Source organism: Micromonospora lacuserhaii (assembly GCF_036902735.1).
Taxonomy (GTDB): domain Bacteria; phylum Actinomycetota; class Actinomycetes; order Mycobacteriales; family Micromonosporaceae; genus Micromonospora.
This window is the reverse complement of sequence record NZ_JBAKHO010000062.1, coordinates 13,026-30,353: the sequence shown is the minus strand read 5'-3', so window position 1 is coordinate 30,353 and position 17,328 is coordinate 13,026. Positions and strand designations below refer to the sequence as shown.

Genomic DNA, 17,328 nt, shown 5'->3' with positions numbered 1-17,328 from the left:
ACCGACGGGCCGCCGGCGGACGCCGCTCGCAGCGCCCCGCGACCGGCCGGCACGGGGCGGCCGGTCGCGGGGCGGCCCGCCGGCGGGACCGGCGACGGCGACAACCATGGCATGCTCGGTGCCGTGACCGTACGCGCCGCCAGCACCGTCCTCGTGGGCCGCCAGGACGAGTTGGGGATGCTGCGCGCCGCCTTCGACCGGGCCCGCTCCGGCGAGCCGACCACCGTCCTGGTCGGCGGTGAGGCCGGCGTCGGCAAGACCCGCCTGCTGGACGAGTTCGGCGCGCTGGCCACCGCCGCCGGGGCGCGCATGCTGGTCGGGCAGTGCCTGGAGCTGGGTGAGGCCGGGCTGCCGTTCGCGCCGTTCGCCGCCGCGCTCCGCGAGGTGCTGCGCCGCGACGGTCCGGGCGCCTTCGACGGGTACGAGGCGGAGTTCGCCCGGCTCCTGCCCGAGCTGGCCCGGGTGCCCGCCGCGGGCGCCGCGCCGGCCGGGCCGATCCCCTCCGACGCCCCCCGGGGCTACCTGTTCGACCTGGTCGGCGAGTTGTTCCACCGGCTCGCCGCCGCCCAGCCGATGGTGCTGCTGATCGAGGACCTGCACTGGGCCGACCGGTCCACCCGGGATCTGATCGGCTTCCTCGTCCGGGCCACCCGCACCGCGCGGATGCTGCTGGTCTGCACGTACCGCACCGACGAGCTGCACCGGGGCCACCCGCTGCGCCCCTTCCTCGCCGAGCTGGACCGGGCCCGCGGCGTCGAGCGGGTGGACCTGGCCCGGCTGGGCCGGGACGGCACCGCCGCGATCCTCACCGACCTGCTCGGCGGCGAGCAGTCCGCCCGGGCCGTGGACGACATCCACGAACGGACCCAGGGCAATCCCTTCTTCATCGAGGAGTTGGCCGCCGCCAGTGGCCCGGTCGGCTGCGCCACCCTGCCGGACACCCTGCGCGACCTGCTGCTCGCCCGGGTCGACCGGCTGCCCGACGCCGCCCAGCGGGTGCTGCGGGTCGCCGCCGCCGGCGGCACCCGGATCGCCCACCAGCTCCTCGCCGAGGTCGCCCGCCTGCCCGAGCACGAGCTGGAGGACGCGCTGCGCGCCGCGGTCGCCGCCCAGCTCGTCGTCGCCGGCCCCGACGGTGACTACGAGTTCCGGCACGCGCTGGTCCGCGAGGCCGTCCACGACGAGCTGCTCCCCGGCGAGCACGCCCGCCTGCACGCCCGGTACGCCGCCGCGATCGAGGCGCAGCCGCACCTGGTCGTCGCCGGACGCGCCCCGGCCGAGATCGCCCACCACTGGCACGCCGCCCACGATCACCCCCGCGCCCTGGTCACCGCCCGGGCGGCGGCGGAGGCGGCCGCCGACCGGTACGCGTACGCCGAGCGGAGCCGGCTGCTGGAACGGGTCCTGGCGCTGTGGGAGGTGGTGCCCGACGCCGCCGACCGGCTCGGCATGGACCACCTCGCCGTGCTGGAGCAGACCCAGGAGGCGGCCACGATCGCCGGTGACTACGGCCGGGCGCTCACCCTCACCCGGGCGGCGCTGGACGAGGTGGACGATGCGGCGCAGCCGTTGCGGGCCGCCCGCCTGCTCTACCGCCGGGGGCGGCTGCTGACCCTGCTCGGCAAGAGCGACGGCACGGCCGAGCTGCACGCCGCGTACCGGCTGGCGGCCGGGGTGCCGGACGGCCCGGAGCGCTTCCGGGTCCTCGCCGACGTGGCCGCCTTCCTGGCCCGGATCGACCCCGAGGAGGGGGCCCGGATCGCCGACGAGGTGCTCGCCTCGGCGCACGCCTCGGCCGCCGCCGGGCCGCTGCTGCCGCTGAAGCTGACCCTGGTGCGCCGCCGGGACGGGCTGGCCGACCTGGGCCTGGCCGACCTGCACCGGGCCGAGGAGGCCGCCCGGCGCGCCGGCGAGGGGTGGGCCGTCGTCAGCGCCCTGGTGTACGTCTCCGACGTGCTCTTCGAGCTGGGCCGCTACGCGGAGTCGGCCGAGGCGGCGGAAAGCGGCGTCGGGGAGGCCCGCCGGGTCGGGGTGAGCCGCTCCACCGGCGCGTACCTGCTGTCGAATCGCGCCGAGGCGCTGCTCGCGCTGGGCAGCTGGGACGACGCCGAAGCGGTCTGCGCGGAGGCGGCCCGGATCGACCCGCCGGGGGTGACCGCCTCGCACTGGCTCCAGCTGCGCGCCCGGCTGCGGCTGGCCCGGGCCCGTCCGGGCACCCAGGAGGCGCTCGGTCGGGCGCTGGCGTTCCTGGCCAAGCCGTACCTGCACCCGCACCAGCGGCTGCCCCTGATCGAGCTGGAGATGGAGGCGGCGCTGGCAGCCGGCGACCGGCCCGAGGCGCTGCGGGCGGCGGCCGTCGCGCTGACCGAACGCCGCCTCCCCGAGCACCCCCGGTACGCCTGGCCGCTGCTGGCCGCCGTCGCCCGGGTACTGCGCGCCACCGGGGAGCCGGACGTCGCCGCCCGGCTCGCCCCGGTCGCCGCCGGGCTGGCGGTGCGCTTTCCCGCCGAGCGGGCGTACGCCGCCGAGGTGGCGGCGACCCTGGCCGGGCGGGACGGGGAGCTGCCGGCCTGGCGCGCCGCGGTCGAGGCGTGGCGGGTCGACGGCCAGCCGTACCCCCTCGGCCGGGCCCTGCTGGCGCTGGCCGAGGCGGCCGCCGCGGCGGGGGAGCGGGACGAGGTGTCGGCGGCGGTGACCGAGGTCGCCGGGATCGCCGGGCGGCTCGGCGCGACGCCGCTGGCCGACTGCGCCGCCACGCTGGCCCGGCGGGTCGGGCTGCGCGGGGCGACCCGGGGAAGGCCGGGGGCCGACCTGCTCACCTCGCGGGAGCAGGAGGTGCTGCGGCTGGTCGCGGAGGGACACAGCAACAGCCGGATCGCCGAGCGGCTCTTCATCTCGCCGAAGACGGCGAGCGTGCACGTCTCCCGAATCATCGCCAAGCTGGACGTCACCAACCGGGGCGAGGCGGCGGCGCTCGCCCACCGCCTGGGGCTGCTCGACCGGGCGACGACCACCGCCGACGCCGTCCCCGGACCGCGCTGACCCGCCCCCGGAAACCGGTCCGCCGTCGTCGGCGCGGTTGACGATCGCTGCTGGACGGACATCACGGTCCGTCACCTCCCGGCACCCTGTTGTCGTCACGAGCGATATGACGCAGAGGCATAAATATGCCTCTGCGTCATATCGCTCATCAGGAAATCCACCGCGCCGGGCCGACACGCCGATCGGGCACCCGGGCGGGCACGGCCCGAGAGGCACGGCCCGAGACGCGGGTCGGCGCGGCGGCTGGGCACGCGGGACCGGCGCGATGGCCGGGCACGCCGGGAGCGCGGGTCAGCGGGGGAACACCGGCGCGGCGCGACCCGTGCCGCCCCCCTCGTGGTAGTCGTCGTCCACGTTGACCGTCCACACGTCATGGCCGGCGTCGTCGAGGATGTTCTCCGCGGTGAGCATCGCGGTGAGCATCGAGTGGTCCTGGTTGTTGTAGCGGTGCATCCCGTTGCGGCCGACCGGGTGCACGTTCGGCGCCGCCACGGCGAGCCACCGGCGGATGGTGTCGACCGCCTCGGCATACCCCTGGTCGTAGACCGGGTACGCCTTCGGCATCCGCACCACGTACCCGGCGGTGACCGTCCCGGCGCGGACCAGGCCGAGCCGCCCCAGCTCGGTGGTGCCGAGCGCGACCAGCTCGTCGTCGGCGGCGGTCCAGAGCGCGTCGCCCTCGGTGACGAAGTACTCCAGCCCGAGGCAGGTGCCGCCGTCGCGGACCATCTCCGGCGACCACGCGCCGAAGTTCTGGATCCGGCCGACGCGTACCCCCGGCGTGTGCACGTAGATCCAGTTGTCCGGGAAGCCGGCCTCGGTCGGCACCACCAGCGCGACGGTGAGGAAGTCCCGGTGCCGCAGCGCGTCGGCGGCGGCCCGCACCGCGGCCGGCGCCGGCGGGTCCATCGCCCGGACCAGTGCGGGCAGCGGCATGCTCGACACCACGTGGTCCGCCGCAATCCGTCGCTCGCCGTCGGCGCCGACGACGGTCACCGCGACCGCCCGGCCCTCGTCGCGGTGCACCGCGCGGACCGTGGTGTCCACGGTGACCGTGCCGCCGGCCGTGGTGACCAGCTCGGCGCAGCGTTCCCACATCATCCCGGGGCCCAGCCGCGGGTAGCGGAACTCCTCGATCAGGCTGGTCACGTCGGTGCCGCCGCGGCCGGGCCGCAGCGCGTCGCGCACCGCCGCGCCGAGCGACAGGTTCCGGATCCGCTGCGCGGCCCAGTCGGCCCGCAGCGCGGTCGCGGGCAACCCCCAGACCTTCTCGGTGTACGTCTTGAAGAACATCCGGTACAGCCGGGCGCCGAACCGGGCCGACACCCAGCCCTCGAAGTGGCTTTGGTCGGCCGGTGGGCGTACCCGCGCCCACAGGTACGACCCGACGCACCGCACCGCCTCCACCGGCCCGAGGTTGGCCAGCGCGTTCCCCGCCCGCAGCGGGTAGTCGAAGAGCCTGCCCCGGTAGTGGATCCGGCTCATCCGGGGGCGCAGTGGGAAGTCGGCGGGGGGCAGCACCTCGTGCCAGAACGCCGCCACCCGGGGCACCTTGGTGAAGAACCGGTGCCCGCCGATGTCGAACCGCCAGCCGTCCCGCTCGACGGTCCGGCTGATCCCGCCGACCACGTCGTCCGCCTCCACCACGTCGACCGAGGCCCGCCGCCGGGTCAGCTCGTACGCGGCGGTCAGCCCGGCGGGACCGGCACCGATGATCACCGTGTGCGGCTGGGCCATGAGGGACACCACCATCGCAGGGGGTCGGGGACGGCGGAATCTAGCATCTCACCGCCCGGACGGTGGGCCGCCGAGGGCGCCGGCGGGAGATGCCCGGCGGTCCGGCCCTGCCGGCGGCGGTGCGGGTCAGCGGGCGGCGGTGCGGGTCAGCGCGCCGGCAGCCAGAGCCGCCAACCGTCCACGGTCACCCGGGTCAGCCCGGCCGGCGGTGACCGGTCCAGCCGGTCGGCGAGCGGGGAACCGGCCGGCGCGACGTACCCCGGCGCCGCCGCCCGTGCCACCTCCCGCCGGTACGCCGGCAGCCGGTCGAAGCCGGGGCGCAGCCGCTCGTCGACCACCGCGCAGACGATCTCCTCACCGGCCGCGAAGGTGAGCCGGTTGCAGGTCCAGTACTCGCCGTACACCTGGCGGACGCCCCGCTCGCGCAGCGCGTCCGCCATGGCCCGGTGTCGGTCCGCCTCCGCGCGGTCGGTGGGCGTCCGGCCGATCGCGCCGACGGTGGCGACCGTGCCGGCGGCCACCAGCGCGACCAGCGTGCCGACCGCCGCGACGCGTCGCAGGCCGCGACCGGTCGGGGTGGCGGGCCGCCCGTCGACGGGGTGGCGGCTCCGGCGGGCCGCCGTCCAGAGTGGCCAGAGCAGTGCCGGGGTCGAGATGCCCAGACAGGACAGGTAACGGGAACTCTCCACCGGGGTCAGCCCGGCCGCGCTGCTGACCGTGTACGCGGCGAGGGTGCCCGCCGCCCCGATCACCAGCGCCAGCCGCACCGCCGCCGGCGCCCGCCGCGCCTGCTCCGGGCCGACGCCACCGGTGTCGGCCCCACCCAGCCCGCGCCAGGCGGCCAGACCGGCCAGAACCAGCAGCACCGGCAGGGCGACCGCCCACCAGAGCTGCCACGGCGCGCAGTGACTCGGGGCGCAGAGGCCCATGCCCAGCGGCGGCCCGAGCACCAGGCCGCCGTGCAGCCGGTCGGCCCAGGCCGCCGCCGCGTCACCGCCGCCGGCGTGGAACACCGCGGTCAGCGGGTTGCGGCCGTGGGCGAGGCTCTCTCCCAGCAGCGGCGCGGCCCCGAACAGCGCGGCGCCGCCGAGCAGCAGGCCGGACCGGCCGCGCAGCTCGCGCCGGACGGTGCCGGCGAGCACCGCGCCGAGCGCCAGCAGGTACGGCAGCAGCAGCGGGTCCACCCAGAGGGTGAGCCCGGTGAGCAGCCCGAACGCGGCGAACCGCCACCGCCGTCCCGCCGCCCGGCCGGCGGCCAGGTCCAGGGCGAGCAGCGCCAGCCCCACCCCGATCGGGTTCAGCTCCGGGTAGCCGCCACCCGCGATGAGCTGGTTCTTCACGATCCGGTCCGAGCCCAGCGCCAGCACCGTGACCACCAGCAGCGCGAACCAGCGGTCGCCGCCGAGCCGGCGGGTCAACCGCCAGGCGAGCAGCAGGAAGAGGGCGTACAGGGCGAGCAGGGGCAGCCGCAACGCCGGCACCGACGGTCCGAACAGGGCGAACAGCGGCGCGGCCAGGTACGCCTCCAGGGCGCCCATGTACGCCTGGCCGTAGAAGAAGACCGGGAAGTCCTCGCCCCGGGCGATGTGCAGCGCGGCGAGCCCCATCGTCGCCTCGTCGCTGTTGGTCCGGGGTGTGTCGGCGAGCAGCAGGGCGAGCCGGTACCCGACCCCGGCGAGCCCGACCAGCAGGGCCAGCAGCACCGGTGGTCGGGGCCACCGGCCGGCGCGCGGGCGTGCCGCGTCGCGCGACTGCTGGCGTACCCCGGCGGTCATGCCTGTGATCATGACATCCGGACGGCGGCCGACGGCCCCCGACGCGGGATGCCGGTGCCTCAGGAGGTGGCGGTGACCTGCTCGCGGGCGTCGAGCGCCTGCTTGTAGAGCCGCCCGGCGCGGTACGACGAGCGCACCAGCGGCCCGCTCATCACGCCGGCGAAGCCGATCTCCTCGGCCTCCTCGCGCAGCTCGACGAACTCCTCGGGCTTGACCCAGCGGGTGACCGGGTGGTGCCGGGGCGAGGGGCGCAGGTACTGGGTGATGGTGATCAGCTCGCAGCCGGCCTCGTGCAGGTCGCGCAGCGCCTGCGAGACCTCGGCCCGCTCCTCGCCCATGCCCAGGATCAGGTTGCTCTTGGTGACCAGGCCGTCGGCCCGGGCCTGCCGGATCACGTCCAGGGAGCGCTCGTAGCGGAACGCCGGGCGGATCCGCTTGAAGATGCGGGGCACCGTCTCGACGTTGTGCGCCAGCACCTCGGGCCGGGAGCTGAACACCTCGGCGAGCTGCTCGGGGACGGCGTTGAAGTCGGGGATCAGCAGCTCGACGCCGCAGCCGGACTGGAGGGCGTGGATCTGCCGGACCGTCTCGGCGTAGAGCCAGGCGCCGCCGTCGGGCAGGTCGTCGCGGGCGACGCCGGTGATGGTGGCGTAGCGCAGCCCCATCGCGGCCACCGATTCGGCGACCCGGCGCGGCTCGTCGGCGTCGAACTCGGCCGGCTTGCCGGTGTCGATCTGGCAGAAGTCGCAGCGCCGGGTGCACTGGTCACCGCCGATGAGGAAGGTGGCCTCGCGGTCCTCCCAGCACTCGTAGATGTTGGGGCAGCCGGCCTCCTGGCAGACGGTGTGCAGCCCCTCGCGCGCGACGAGTCCGCGCAGCTGGGTGTACTCCGGCCCCATCTTGGCCTTGACCTTGATCCACGGCGGCTTGCGCTCGATCGGCGTCTCGGCGTTGCGCGCCTCGATCCGCAGCAGGCGGCGCCCTTCGGGCGCGACCGTCGCGGTGCGGCTGGCCTGCTCGGTCGTCGGCGTGGAGTGCTCGATCGTCACGAAAACGAGACTACGCCGGACGGTGGCGGTCGATGAACGCCGGGCGACCGGCGTCACGCCCCAGATGTTGTGACACCGGACACCGCAGGGCGAAAAAGTGTCGTCACACGGAACGCGGTCGACGTGTTAGCGTCCCGGCAGAGCTGTGACGGAGCCGAGTAGCGCGCCGATCCGCCAGTGCAGAGAGCCGCCGGTTGCTGGAAGGCGGTCTGGTGCCGGCGCGCGAAGACCCTCCCGAGCTGCGGGAAGAACGGTGCCGGCCCTGACGGGCCGCGCCCAGTAGAGCCCGCCCGGCTGGCCCCGGTCATCAGGCGACGAACGAGGTCCCCGCCCCGGCGGGGACGAAGGTGTGGTGGCACCGCGAGGTTCCCGCTCGCCCACACCTCCCTGGGGATCGCGTTGCGATGATCAAGGAGGTAGCCACCGTGCAACGCATCCTTTCTGCCCAGCTCAGCCACCATGTCGGGGAATCCGTCCGGATCGCCGGCTGGGTGCACCGCCGCCGGCTGCTCAAGTCGGTGGCCTTCCTGATCGTGCGGGACGCCACCGGCCTGGCCCAGGTCGTGGTCACCGACCCTGCGGTCCGCGCCCAGCTGGAGACCCTCACCGAGGAGACCGTCGTCGAGGTGGTCGGCCGGGCCACCGCGAACCCGACGGCGCCCGCCGGGGTCGAGCTCACCGACCCGACGGTACGACCACTCGGACCGCCCGCCGTGCCGCCGCCGTTCGACCTGTACCGGCCGGCGCTCACCGCGACCCTGCCCACCCAGCTGGACAACGCCCCCGTGGCGCTGCGCCACCCGACCCGCTCGGCGGCGCTGCGCATCTCGGCGGCGGCGGTGGCCGGGTTCCGGGCCGCCCTCGACGAGCACCGCTTCGTGGAGATCCACACCCCGAAGGTGGTCGGCTCGTCCACCGAGAGCGGGGCGAACGTCTTCGCGCTGGACTGGTTCGGCCGGCCCGCGTACCTGGCCCAGTCGCCGCAGTTCTACAAGCAGCTCATGGTGGGCGTCTTCGAGCGGGTCTACGAGGTCGGTCCGGTGTTCCGCGCCGAACCGCACGACACCGTCCGGCACCTGGCGCAGTACACCTCCCTCGACGCCGAGCTGGGCTTCGTCGCCGATCACCGCGACGTGATGGCGGTACTGCGCGACACCCTCGCCGGCATGATGGCGACGGTCGCCGACCGGGCGGCCGGGGAGCTGGCGACCCTCGACGTGACCCCGTCGGAGGTGCCGGCCGAGATTCCGGCGGTGCACTTCACCGAGGCGCTGAAGATCGCCGGGGCGCCGGCCGACGAGCCGGACCTCGCCCCCGCCCACGAGCGGGCGCTGGGGGAGTGGGCCCGGGCCGAGCACGGTTCGGACTTCCTCTTCGTCACCGGCTACCCGATGGCCAAGCGGCCCTTCTACACCCATCCCGACCCGGCGCGGCCGGCGTACTCCAACGGCTTCGACCTGCTCTTCCGGGGGCTGGAGCTGGTCACCGGCGGGCAGCGGCTGCACCGGTACGACGACTACCTCGCGGCGCTGGCCGCCCGGGGTGAGCCGGTCGAGCCGTACGCCGGCTATCTCGACGCGTTCCGGCACGGCATGCCACCGCACGGCGGCTTCGCCATCGGGCTGGAACGCTTCGTCGCCCGCCTGGTCGGCGCGGCCAACGTCCGGGAGGTCACCGCCTTCCCGCGTGACCTGCACCGCCTCACCCCGTAGCGGACGCCCGTCCCGCCGGCCACCCGGCCGGCGGGACGGGACCCTTCGGCGTGCCGTTCGTGGTCGGGGCGCACGTCCACCAGCGCCGCCTAGGCGGTCAGCTCGGCGAGCCTGCGGCGCAGGTGGTCCGCCTGCGGCCCGTTCGTCCCGAGCGCCAGCGCCTGCTCGTACGCGGCCATCGCCTCGGTCGGCCGGGCGAGGCGGCGCAGCAGCTCGGCCCGGCTGGCGTGCCACCACGGGTAGTCGTGCAGCCCGTCGAGCGCGTCGACCAGGGCGAGCCCGGCGGCGGGGCCGTCCCGCTCGGCGACCGCCGCCGCCCGGTTCAACCGGACCACCGGGGTGTCGTGCACGGTGAGCAGCACCTCATACCAGGAGATCACCGCGTCCCACGGCGTCCGGTCGTACGACGGGGCGAGGGCGTGGCAGGCGGCGACGGCGGCCTGTACCACGTACCGGTCGGGGTGGTGCGGGGTGCGGCGCAGCGCTCGGCCGACCAGCTCCACCCCGGCGGTGATCGCCGCCCGGTCCCAGCGCGACCGGTCCTGCTCGGCGAGGAGCAGCAGCCGGCCGTCGGGGTCGAGCCGGGCGGCGCGGCGGGAGTTCTGCAACAGCAGCAGCGCCAGCAGGCCGAGCACGGTGGGCTCGTCCGGCATCAGCTCGGCCAGCAGCCGGGCCAGCCGCAGCCCCTCCTCGGCCAGGCCGACCCGGACCAGGTCGTCCCCGGAGCCGGCGGAGTAGCCCTCGTTGAAGATCAGGTAGACGGTGGCGGCCACCCCGACCAGCCGGTCCGGCAGTTCCTCGGCCGTCGGCACCCGGTACGGGATGCGGGCCTTGGCGATCTTCTGCCTGGTGCGGGTGAGCCGCTTGGCCATGGTGGCCTCGGGGACCACCAGGGCGCGGGCCACCTCGGCGATGCTCAGCCCGCCGAGGGTCCGCAGTGCCAGCGCCACCTGCGCGTCCAGCGACAGGGTCGGGTGGCAGCAGGTGAAGACCAGCCGGAGCAGGTCGTCCCGGACCACCTGGGGCGGTTCGGGGGTGGGGTCGAGCAGCGACACGGCCTCGGCCTCCTTCCCGGCCCGCCGGGCCTCGCGACGGATCAGGTCGACCGCCCGGCGCCGGGCCACCACCAGCAGCCAGCCGCGCGGGTTCTCCGGCACACCGTCACGCGGCCAGCTCTCCAGGGCCCGGACCACCGCGTCCTGGGTGGCGTCCTCGGCGAGGTCGACGCTGCCGGTGACGCGGATCAGGGTGGCCAGGATCCGGGCCCGTTCGGCCCGGACCACGCCCGCCGCGCTCGCCGCGGCCGGGTCGGCCCACGCGCCGGTCCCGTCCGCCGTCTTCGCGTCACCGGTCGGCATCGGCACCGACTACAGCGGGATGACCGGGCGGACCTCGACCGCGCCGTTCCAGGCCGCGGGGAGCTTCGCGGCCGTCGCGACCGCCTCGTCCAGGTCCGCGCAGTCCAGCAGGTAGAAGCCGGTCAGGGCCTCCTTGGTCTCCGCGTACGGGCCGTCGGTGGTGAGCACGTCGCCACCCTTGCCGCCGCCGACCCGCACGGTGGTGGCGGTGGCGGTCGGATAGAGCGCGGCGCCGCCCCGGATCACCGCCCGGGCGGCCTCGCCGAACTCCCGGTACTCCTGCATCTCGGCGGCCTGCTCGGGGGCCGTCCAGTCGACGTCGGCGGTGTAGGTCAGCGCGATGTAGGTGGGCATGTCCGCTCCTCGCGTCCGGGGCCGGCGCCGGTCGCCGGCCTCAGTCGGTGCCGGCGCTGATCGCCGACTCCACCATAGGGACGATCGGGAGGACGCCCGGCGGGACACCGGGGCGGGAAAAAGTCGCTCAGACCTCGACGAGGGTGGTCAGGTGGCGCTCGACCACCGGCAGCACGTCGGCGACGGTGACCGGGCGGCCCAGCTCGGCGGTGAGCGAGGTGACCCCGGCGTCCCGGATGCCGCACGGCACGATCCGGTCGAAGTACCCCAGGTCGCAGTCGCAGTTGATCGAGAAGCCGTGCAGGGTCACCCCGCGGGCGACCCGGATGCCGATGGCGGCCACCTTGCGGGCCGGACCCCGGTCGTCCTCCGGCACCCAGACCCCGCTGCGCCCCTCGACCCGCCCGGCGGCCAGCCCGACCTCGGCGCAGACGTCGATCAGCAGCTGCTCGGTGCGGCGCACGTAGGCGACCACGTCCACCGGGTCGGGCAGCCGGACGATCGGGTAGCCGACGAGCTGACCCGGGCCGTGCCAGGTGATCTTGCCGCCCCGGTCGACGTCGACCACCGGGGTGCCGTCGGTCGGGCGGTCCCAGGGCTCGGTGCGCTTGCCGGCGGTGTAGACGCTGGGGTGCTCCAGCAGCAGCACGGTGTCGGCGCGCTCACCGGCCACCACCGCCTCGTGCAGGCGCCGCTGCTCGTCCCACGCGGCCTGGTAGTCGAGTACGCCGGCGTGGACGGCAGTCAGCCCGGAAGTCGTAGCAGTCACCCTCCCAGCCTAAACCCGGCCCCCCGCCCCACCCGGGTGAGCTCCGTCGCCCCCACCCCCACCCCACCCCCACCCCCTCCCACCTCGCCGATCTTGCACTTTCGGCCCCCGTGCCGCGGCTTCCGTCCGATATGCCGGGGCCACTACTGCAAGATCGCGGGGAGGGGAGGGAGGGAGGGAGGGGGGTTAGAGCGCCGGGATCGTCCAGAGCCAGACGTCGTCGACCCGGCGGGGCGGGCCGAGGAGGGCGGTGGCCGTGCGCCGCAGGGCCTCCTCGTCGAGGTCGTACTTCGCCCCGTCCACCTCGTCGGGGAGCACCACCGCCCGGACTCCCCAGTAGCGCAGGTCGGCCCGGGAGAGCTGGATGCTGCCTTCGGTGACGATCGGGGTGAGCCCGGTCCGACCCGCCTGGTCCATCAGGGTGTCGAAGGTGCGCGGCGGCGGGCCGATCTGGCCCCGCCCGTCCGGCCCGCCGGGGCCGAGGAAGAAGCCGGCCGGGATGCGGAACTCACCCTGGCCGTGGGTGAGCGCGTACGCCTGCCAGCGCTGCCCGTCGGGGGTGACGTCCAGGGTCAGCGGCAGCGGGGTGAGCACCTCACCGGGCGGGACGTACTGGCGCCAGGTGCCGGCCGTGATGAACTGCGGCACGGGCGGGCGCACCGTGGTCAGCAGCGGGACCGGCAGCAGCGGCAGCAGCGCCACGGCGAAGCCCAGGCCCCAGGCCACCCCCGCGCCGCGCCGCCGCGGCGGATCCGCGCGCAGCAGATCGACCGTGTACGCCAGCAGCAGGCCGATCACCGGGGCGACCGCGAGCGCCAGCCGGGACGGCAGCGCGGCGTTGACCACCGGCAGGTTGTCCAGCACGCCGAAGGGGAGCACCTGCCCGGTGCGGGTGCCGGCCCACTTGGCCACCGGCCCCCAGGAGAGCACCGCGAAGACCACCCCGGTGCTGCCGAGCGCGGCCAGCGTCGCCCGGCGTCCGGGGTCGGCCCGCCGCCACAGCAGGGTGAAGCAGGCCACGGCGAGCAGCAGCAGCGGCAGCCCGAAGAACGAGTTCTCCTCGGTCGGGTTGGGCGCCAGCGAGGTGTCCAGACCGGCCAGCCCGGCCAGCGACCGGCTCGGGTACGCCCCGAATGCGGCGATGTCCTCGGAGTGGATCATCGGGTCGAAGCCGGTGCCGTGGAAGCGCTGCGGGCCGGCGAAGTGCAACCAGAGTGGGTACGCCAGCAGCACCCCGGCCACCAGCGCGGTCACCCCCAGCCCGCGCAGGAAGTCGGGCAGCGCCGCCCGGGCCTCGGCCCGGCGGGCCGGGTGCAGCGCCCAGGCGGCCAGGAAGACGGCGAGGGCCAGGGCGGTGAAGAAGAGCCCCTCGGCGGCGATGGAAAAGGCGACCGCGACCAGCACGCCCAGCACGATCCCGCCACGCCGCCAGCGTCCCGGTCGGCGCAGCCCGAACACGCCGAACACCAGCAGCGGCACCAGCCAGCCGGCGGTCCAGTTCAGGTGGGCGTTGGCGTGCGCCACCATGCCGGGGGAGTAGGCGATGAAGAGCGCCCCGACGGCGGCGGCCAGCCGGCTGCGGACCAGGTGCCGGGAGAGCAGCCAGTACCAGGCCAGCGCGGTGGCGGCCAGGTTGAGGGTGAGGATCACCAGGAACGTCGCCGGCGCCCCGACCAGGTACGTCAGCGGGGCGAAGACCGCCGCGTACACGGTGACCGAGGTGTTGACCGCGAGGTTCACCCCGTCCGGCACGTTGATCAAATGGGTGAAGAGCGGGTTCTCCCCGTGGGTGAGCGCGTGTCCGCCGAAGGCGAGCAGCCATTCGAAGAGCGCCTGGTCGCTGGAGTTGACGGTGATCGCCCGGTGGTTCGGGTCGCGCCACAGGCCGCTGGTCACCCAGACGGCCAGGGCGACCGCGACGAGCGCCACGACCAGGTCGGCCCTTCGTCCCCGGTCGGCGGCGGGCACGCTGGCGGGTGGCCGGTCGGCGGCCCGGGTGGGGGAGGTCGGCACGGAGCGGACGTTACCAACCGGATCCGTACGCACCGGGCAGACACGGAAGCCGGCTTGGGGCGCGATCCCGGGCTGCCGACCACTACATCGGCGACGGCGAATGTGTGAACGCCGGCCATGTCGCCGGTTGGAAACATCGACGTAACGTCGCGGCAACTCGGGGGTGACCCAGTTCACACACCGCAACAGGAGGTCGCCGTGCGCCGCTCCTCATCCATCCTCGCCCGGCTCGCCGGGGCGGTCGCCGGGGTCGCGCTGGCCGCGGCCGCCCTGGTCGCCATCGCCGTGCCCGCCCAGGCCGCCAGCCTCACCCAGGTCACCGGCTTTGGCTCCAACCCCGGCAACCTGGCCATGTACGCCTACCGCCCGGACGGCCTGCCGGCCAACGCGCCGGCCGTGGTGCTGCTGCACGGCTGCACCCAGAACGCCTCCGGCTACTTCGCCAACTCCGGCTGGCAGAAGTACGCCGACCTGTGGAAGTTCGCCCTGATCGTGCCCCAGCAGTCCAGCGCCAACCAGTCGCTGAGCTGCTTCAACTGGTACACCGAGGGGGACATCAACCGGGGCCAGGGCGAGGCGCTGTCGATCAGGCAGATGGTCGACTACGCGAAGAGCAACTATGGCCTCGACGGCAACCGCATCTTCATCAGCGGGCTCTCGGCCGGCGGGGCGATGACCTCGGTCATGCTCGCCACCTACCCGGACGTCTTCGCCGCCGGCTCGGTCATCGCCGGGATCCCCTACCGCTGCTCGCCGCCCGCGTCGACCAGCACCTGCCAATACAGCGGGGTGGACCAGACCCCGGCCGCCTGGGGCGACCTGGTCCGCAACGCGTACCCCGGCTACACCGGCCGGCGCCCCCGGGTGTCCATCTGGCACGGCACCTCGGACACCACCGTGGTGCCGATGAACGCCACCGAGTCCCGGGACCAGTGGACCAACGTGCTCGGCGTCTCGCAGAGTCCGAGCAGCACCGCCTCGCTGCCCGGCGGCACCAGCCTGGAGGTGTACGGCAGCGACGCCGTCCGGCTCTACCGGGTCTCCGGCATGGGCCACGGGACGCCGGTCGACCCCGGCTCGGCCACCGACCAGTGCGGCACGGCCACCTCGTACTTCCTGGACACCATCTGCTCGACCTACCGGGACGCGCTCTTCTTCGGCCTGAACGGCGGCGTCACGCCCAGCCCGACCCCGACGGCGACGTCCTCGCCCAGCCCGACCGCGTCCCCCACGCCCACCCCGACCGCGTCCCCGGTCTGCGTCACCGCCAGCAACTACGCCCACGTCACCGCCGGCCGCGCCTACCAGTCCGGCGGCTACGCCTATGCCCTGGGCAGCAACCAGCGGATGGGCCTCTACAACACCTTCTACACCACCACCCTCAAGCAGACCGCCCCCAACTACTGGGTCATCGGCTGCTGACCGGACGCCCGCAGGGGCCCATCCCGCGCGGGAAGGGCCCCTGCGCCGTCAATCGGTCAGGGCGGCGTGCAGGGCGCTGGACAGGTCGGGGTGGGTGTAGCGGAAGTTGGCCCTGGTCAGGACGCCCGGCAGCACGCGGGTGCTGGTGAGGGCCTCGTGGGCGAAGCCGCCGAGGGCGACCTTGAGGGCCACCGCGGGGATCGGGATGATCGCCGGGCGGTGCAGCTGGCGGGCCAGCTCCCGGGTGAACTCGGCATTCGTGACCGGGGTCGGGCCGACACCGTTGACCGGGCCGGCGACGTCGCCCCGATCCAGCAGGAAGACCGCGGCGTCCAGCCAGTCCCGCATCGAGATCCACGGCAGCCACTGCCGGCCGCTGCCCAGCCGCCCGGCGATGCCCAGCTTGAACGGGAGCAGCTGCGGTTTGAGCAGACCGCCGTCGCGGTGCAGCGGCAGGCCGGTGCGGAGCCGGACCACCCGTACCCCGGCGTCCTCGGCCGGCCGGGTCGCGGCCTCCCAGACCCGGCAGACGTCGGCGAGGAAGCCCTCGCCCGCCGGCGAGTCCTCCTCCACGGCCCGGTCGCCGGTGTTGCCGTACCAGCCGACGGCGGAGGAGTTCAGCAGCACCGTCGGCCGGTCCGCCGCCGGCAGCCCGGCGATGGCGATCGCCAGCGTGGTCGTACTGTCCACCCGGCTCGACCGGATGAGCTGCTTGTAGGCGTCGTCCCAGCGCTTGTCGCCGACCCCGGCGCCGGCCAGGTTGACCACCGCGTCGGCCTCGGCGACCACGGCCGGGTCGAGCTGCCCGGCGGACGGGTTCCACTGTCGTTCGTCGGAGGCGCGCGGCGGTCGCCGGACCAGCCGGGTGACCTGGTGCCCGTCGGCGGTGAGCCGGTCGACCAGCCGGGTGCCGAGGAAGCCGGACGCGCCGGCCATGAGGATCCGCATGTTCATATCTTCGGGTACGGATGTGGACTTGGATGCGTTGAGCGGGATGAGTCACCCGTGGACGAAGGTCACTTTCCCAGCGTTCGCACCGCAGTCGAAGACACCGCGGCCAGTTCGGGCTGCGCCGGCAGAAATACCGTGGGGACACCCAGCGACTGGTTCATCGCGGCGAGCCGGTACTCGTACTGGAGGTCGGTGGTGTTACGCACGCCGCGGACGATCACTCCTACTTCCTGGCGACGGCAGTAGGTGGAGGTCAACCCGCTCCAGGCCGCAACGGTGACGGAGGTCCACTCGACCGGCAGAATGGCCCGAACAGCGGCCGCTCGCTCCTCTTCGTCGGTGCCCGGATGCTTGATGCTGTTGACCGCGACGAGCACGACCACTTCGTCGAAGAGGTCGCGTGCCCGGTTCACCACATTCAAATGCCCGGGAGTGAAGGGATCAAAGCTGCCGGGGTAGACGGCTCGCACGCGTACGCGACCGGGGGTGCGTGCTGTCGAACGTGGCCCTGCCGATGGTTCGGGTGTCACGGCCGCAAGACCCGCTGCGCATCGCGGTTGACCTGCTCAGAGGCCAGTGGGGCCCAAGAGGCGAACAGTTCCCGGAAGTAGGTACCGTGCCGGTCCGCCACCGCAGGATCGTGCTCGATGACGTCCAGTTCGTTGACGATGCTCAGGTCCATGAGCGACCGAAGTTGAGCCGCATTCGGCGTTCTCACCTGACGTACGAAGCGGTCGAACACCTGGCCGGTCTTCGCCAGCTCCCGCCAGCTGCGTCCACGGTCGCAGGCGCCATACAGATAGACAAGCTCCTCGGTGTCGGCACCAACGAGATCCCGTAGCACAGCACGATCGGCCCGATCAAGCAGGGCGAGGTCGAACCCGTCGGTGCCGTAGACGGCGTGGGTAAGGCCGGCGGCTTGCACTTCACTGCTGCAGCCGAGCACGGCGAGTCGTTCGCTGACTCGACACAGGTGGGCGTACAGGTTGCCCCCGGGATGCGCGATCTGCTCAGCTCCATGCCGGCGGAGCCAGACCCGCACGCCTTTGTCGGTGCTCATGGCCAGACTGTAGGTATCGGCTGTCGGATTCGCTGGCCCCTGGGTGTGGGCAATATGTCACAGCGCCGTGGATACGTCTGGCACTC

13 protein-coding genes are annotated in these 17,328 nt (G+C 74.3%); 3 read left to right on the top strand and 10 right to left on the bottom strand.

All coding sequences use genetic code 11. The features are described 5' to 3' along the window. The first annotated feature begins 111 nt into the window (after nt 1–111). The gene (locus tag V6U81_RS25775; protein ID WP_420884087.1) at nt 112–3,042 is read left to right on the top strand and encodes a helix-turn-helix transcriptional regulator; all 2,931 of its coding nucleotides are present in this window, start codon (nt 112–114) and stop codon (nt 3,040–3,042) included. Nucleotides 3,043–3,333: 291 nt separating this feature from the next. Here V6U81_RS25775 and V6U81_RS25770 read toward each other — a convergent pair whose 3' ends face one another. The 3 genes from V6U81_RS25770 to lipA form a co-directional block, all read right to left on the bottom strand. Further along, a complete protein-coding gene (locus V6U81_RS25770) occupies nt 3,334–4,779 on the bottom strand; it encodes an NAD(P)/FAD-dependent oxidoreductase (RefSeq protein ID WP_334492930.1) in 1,446 nt (481 codons plus the stop codon). Between the two features lie 146 nt (nt 4,780–4,925). Next, the gene (locus V6U81_RS25765) at nt 4,926–6,554 is read right to left on the bottom strand and encodes a hypothetical protein (RefSeq protein ID WP_334492928.1); all 1,629 of its coding nucleotides are present in this window, start codon (nt 6,552–6,554) and stop codon (nt 4,926–4,928) included. A 59-nt stretch (nt 6,555–6,613) separates the two neighbouring features. Continuing rightward, nucleotides 6,614–7,603, bottom strand: coding sequence for a lipoyl synthase (gene lipA / locus V6U81_RS25760; RefSeq protein ID WP_334492925.1), 990 nt, complete (start codon nt 7,601–7,603; stop codon nt 6,614–6,616). Nucleotides 7,604–8,028: 425 nt separating this feature from the next. Here lipA and aspS point away from each other — a divergent pair, with 425 nt between their 5' ends. Continuing rightward, nucleotides 8,029–9,315, top strand: a complete 1,287-nt coding sequence (aspS, locus tag V6U81_RS25755) for an aspartate--tRNA(Asn) ligase (RefSeq protein ID WP_334492937.1) — start codon at nt 8,029–8,031, stop codon at nt 9,313–9,315. Nucleotides 9,316–9,404: 89 nt separating this feature from the next. Here aspS and V6U81_RS25750 read toward each other — a convergent pair whose 3' ends face one another. The 4 genes from V6U81_RS25750 to V6U81_RS25735 form a co-directional block, all read right to left on the bottom strand. Further along, nucleotides 9,405–10,673 carry an RNA polymerase sigma factor gene (locus V6U81_RS25750; protein WP_334492923.1) on the bottom strand — a complete coding sequence of 423 codons (1,269 nt, stop codon included), beginning with the start codon at nt 10,671–10,673 and terminating at the stop codon, nt 9,405–9,407. 9 nt (nt 10,674–10,682) lie between these two features. After that, nucleotides 10,683–11,027: a YciI family protein gene (locus tag V6U81_RS25745; protein ID WP_334492921.1), complete on the bottom strand. Its 345-nt coding sequence runs from the start codon at nt 11,025–11,027 to the stop codon at nt 10,683–10,685. Between the two features lie 127 nt (nt 11,028–11,154). Then, complete coding sequence (gene lipB, locus V6U81_RS25740) at nt 11,155–11,796, bottom strand: lipoyl(octanoyl) transferase LipB (RefSeq protein ID WP_334492919.1); 642 nt, start codon at nt 11,794–11,796, stop codon at nt 11,155–11,157. A 186-nt stretch (nt 11,797–11,982) separates the two neighbouring features. Beyond that, the gene (locus V6U81_RS25735; RefSeq protein WP_420884086.1) at nt 11,983–13,809 is read right to left on the bottom strand and encodes a DUF6311 domain-containing protein; all 1,827 of its coding nucleotides are present in this window, start codon (nt 13,807–13,809) and stop codon (nt 11,983–11,985) included. 198 nt (nt 13,810–14,007) lie between these two features. Between V6U81_RS25735 and V6U81_RS25730 the strand changes: the two genes are divergently transcribed. Beyond that, nucleotides 14,008–15,231, top strand: a complete 1,224-nt coding sequence (locus V6U81_RS25730) for an extracellular catalytic domain type 1 short-chain-length polyhydroxyalkanoate depolymerase (RefSeq protein WP_334492918.1) — start codon at nt 14,008–14,010, stop codon at nt 15,229–15,231. A gap of 48 nt (nt 15,232–15,279) precedes the next feature. On the opposite strand, the gene V6U81_RS25725 is transcribed toward V6U81_RS25730, so the two are convergent. The 3 genes from V6U81_RS25725 to V6U81_RS25715 all read right to left on the bottom strand — a co-directional run bounded on the left by V6U81_RS25725 (nt 15,280) and on the right by V6U81_RS25715 (nt 17,242). Beyond that, a complete protein-coding gene (locus V6U81_RS25725; RefSeq protein WP_334492917.1) occupies nt 15,280–16,179 on the bottom strand; it encodes a TIGR01777 family oxidoreductase in 900 nt (299 codons plus the stop codon). A gap of 68 nt (nt 16,180–16,247) precedes the next feature. After that, complete coding sequence (gene coaD, locus V6U81_RS25720; RefSeq protein ID WP_334492915.1) at nt 16,248–16,652, bottom strand: pantetheine-phosphate adenylyltransferase; 405 nt, start codon at nt 16,650–16,652, stop codon at nt 16,248–16,250. Between the two features lie 56 nt (nt 16,653–16,708). After that, nucleotides 16,709–17,242, bottom strand: coding sequence for a DUF6817 domain-containing protein (locus V6U81_RS25715; protein WP_334492913.1), 534 nt, complete (start codon nt 17,240–17,242; stop codon nt 16,709–16,711). Nucleotides 17,243–17,328 lie beyond the last annotated feature (86 nt).